The organism is Terriglobus sp. YAF25, assembly GCF_052113305.1.
Lineage (GTDB): Bacteria > Acidobacteriota > Terriglobia > Terriglobales > Acidobacteriaceae > Terriglobus.
In genome coordinates this window covers 1-2,747 of the sequence record NZ_JBFRCY010000639.1, presented here as the reverse complement: position 1 = coordinate 2,747, position 2,747 = coordinate 1, and the positions used below count along the sequence as shown (strand labels likewise).

Annotated in this window: 4 protein-coding genes; all 4 read left to right on the top strand. The window is 58.8% G+C overall.

Going from position 1 to position 2,747, the window contains the following annotated elements; translation table 11 throughout:
* The coding region (locus AB4043_RS21625; protein ID WP_442308050.1) for a Vgb family protein at positions 1 to 720 on the top strand (720 nt) is incomplete at its 5' end.
* Positions 717 to 1,961, top strand: coding sequence for a competence/damage-inducible protein A (locus AB4043_RS21620; RefSeq protein WP_442308049.1), 1,245 nt, complete (start codon positions 717 to 719; stop codon positions 1,959 to 1,961). The genes AB4043_RS21625 and AB4043_RS21620, both read left to right, overlap by 4 nt.
* Positions 1,962 to 2,014: 53 nt before the next feature.
* The gene (gene plsY, locus AB4043_RS21615) at positions 2,015 to 2,638 is read left to right on the top strand and encodes a glycerol-3-phosphate 1-O-acyltransferase PlsY (protein WP_442299131.1); all 624 of its coding nucleotides are present in this window, start codon (positions 2,015 to 2,017) and stop codon (positions 2,636 to 2,638) included.
* Between the two features lies 1 nt (position 2,639).
* The coding region (locus AB4043_RS21610) for a 2-dehydropantoate 2-reductase N-terminal domain-containing protein (protein ID WP_442308051.1) at positions 2,640 to 2,747 on the top strand (108 nt) is incomplete at its 3' end.

The window sequence follows — 2,747 nt, the reverse complement described above, 5'->3', positions numbered from 1 at the left end:
GGCAATGTCTATGCCACGCTCTCCGGACCGCGCAATCAGAAGACACCTGTTTCGATCTTCCGTATCGATCGCGACTTTCAGGTGCGCCCTTTTGTGCGCGACCTGATGAACCCTACCGGGCTTGCCTTCGATGGCGAAGGCTATCTCTACGCCAGCTCTCGTGCGGAGGGCATCGTCTACCGCATCTCGCCCACCGGAGCGATGACTGTATACGCCGAAGGCATGGGGGTCGCTACCGGGATCGCCTTCGATAATGACGGCAATCTGTTTGTAGGCGACCGCAGCGGAACCATCTTCAAGATCGACCGCGAGCGCCAGATCTTTGTCTACGCCACGCTCGAACCCAGCGTCGCAGCCTATCACCTTACCTTTGACACAACCGGCACTCTCTTCGTAACGGCGCCGACGACCTCCAGCCGCGACCATGTGTACACCATTAACCGCAATGGCGAGGTGGACACCTTCTACAACGGACTGGGACGCCCCCAGGGCTCTGCCTTTGATATCGACGGCAACTTCTATGTCGCGGCATCGCTGAACGGACAGCGCGGCATTGTGCGCATCACACCCAGGCGAGAGGCATCGCTGATTGTCTCCGGTAGCTCGATTGTCGGGTTCTGCTTCCTGGAAGACGGCTGTGCCGCCATCGCTACCAATAACGCGCTCTATCACGTCGAACTCGGCATCGAAGGGCAGCTTCTGCCATCTACAAATTCATGAACGCAGAGATTATCGCGATCGGCTCTGAAATGCTGACGCCGCATCGCCAGGACACCAACTCGCTCTTTCTGACCGACCGTCTTAACTCGCTTGGAGTTACGGTCGATTTCAAGACAATTGTCGGCGATAACTTCACCCATCTCACGGGTGCTATTGCGACAGCGCTATCACGGGTTGATATTGTGCTGCTCTCGGGTGGCTTGGGGCCAACAGAAGACGACCTGACGCGCGAGGCCGTCGCCTCTGTCCTCAAGCTCAATCTGAAGCGGAACAACGATCTGCTCGCCGGCCTTCATGCACGCTTTGCCAAACGCGGCATCACCATGTCCGACAACAACGCCAAGCAGGCCGATGTCATCGACGGCGCGGTGGTATTGCCCAATGCCAATGGATCGGCTCCTGGGCAGTTTATGGACACAGTCTTCGGCAAGCATCGCAAGCTCGTCATCCTTCTGCCCGGGCCGCCAAAGGAACTGAAGGCGCTGTACGACGCTGAGGTGCGGCCGCGGCTGCACTCTGTCTTGCCGCCCCGATTCATCACCAAACGCATGCTGCGGATCGCGCTGGTACCGGAATCGACCGTAGACGCAAGGGTTGCCCCGATCTACAAGGGCTACAGTGATGTGGAGACCACGATCCTGGCGCACAACGGCGAGATCCAGCTGCACTTCCAGTACGCCGGCGTATCCCTGAACCAGGCACAGGCCCGCGTCGATGAAGTCGCCAGCCGATGCGAACAGGAGATGGGAGACGACGTCTTCTCTTCGCATGGAGAATCTCTGGAAGAGGTGGTGCAACTGCTGCTGGGCCTGAAAGGCGTACGCGTCGCAACCGCCGAGAGTTGCACCGGAGGCTGGCTGGCACAGCGTTTAACCTCACTGCCCAATGCATCGCGCACCTTTCTTGGCGGAGCGGTTGTCTACTCCAATGACCTGAAGAGCAGCTTTACCGATGTCCCCGCATCTGTCATTGAAGCCTTCGGTGCAGTCAGTGGTGCAGTTGCCCGCGCGATGGCGGAAGGCATCCGCACCCGGACCGGCGCGGAGATCGGTATCGGCATTACCRGCATCGCCGGGCCAGGCGGAGGCACAGACGAGAAGCCCGTGGGTCTGGTGTTTGTGGCGCTTGCCGACGGACAGGATACCGATGTGAAGAAGCTGAGCCTCGGTGGAGACCGCGAGCGTATTCGCTGGTGGGCGACACAGAATGCGCTGGATATGCTGCGCAGAAAGCTGATGTGACGTTGCTCTAAGGCGGGACTTACAAGGACCTTGCTACACTCACCTCTGACGCAATGAACCCCTGGCTTCTCACTCTCGTCCTTGCCTACCTGTTGGGATCAATTCCCTTCGGCTACATCCTTGTTCGTGTCTTTCTCAAGCAGGACATCCGCAAAACCGGCAGCGGCAATACCGGCGCTACCAACGTAGCGCGCTCCGGCAAGAAGGGCCTGGCGATTGCCACCTTGCTGCTGGATCTGCTGAAGGGTGTCGCCGCGGTGATCATCGCCCGTCATATCGCCGCAGCACACGGGATGAACACAGAGGACATGGCGGCAGCCGCCGCAGCGATGGCGATTCTTGGCCATATCTTTCCCGTGTGGCTCCGCTTTCGCGGCGGTAAGGGAGTGGCCACCGGCCTCGGTGTGTTTCTTGCAATCTCACCGCTGACGACGCTGTGCTGCCTGGCTGTCTTCATCGTGATCTTTCTGCTGTGGAAGTATGTATCCCTGGCCAGCATTGTGGCAGCGGCAGTCTTTCCTGTTTTCGCCTTTCTTTTCTCGCACGGCAATGTAAGCCCGATTGTTGCGGCAAGCTTCGTTGTGATTCCCGCGGTCATCATCTTCAAGCACCACTCGAATATTCAGCGGCTGCTCAAGGGAACGGAAAACCGCTTCGGCAAAAAGAAGGTCGCCTAGGATGAGCCGGATCACTGTACTGGGAGCAGGAGCATGGGGCACAGCACTCATGTTGTCTTTGGCACGCCGTGGCGGCCATGAGCTGACACTATGGGCACACACCGAACAG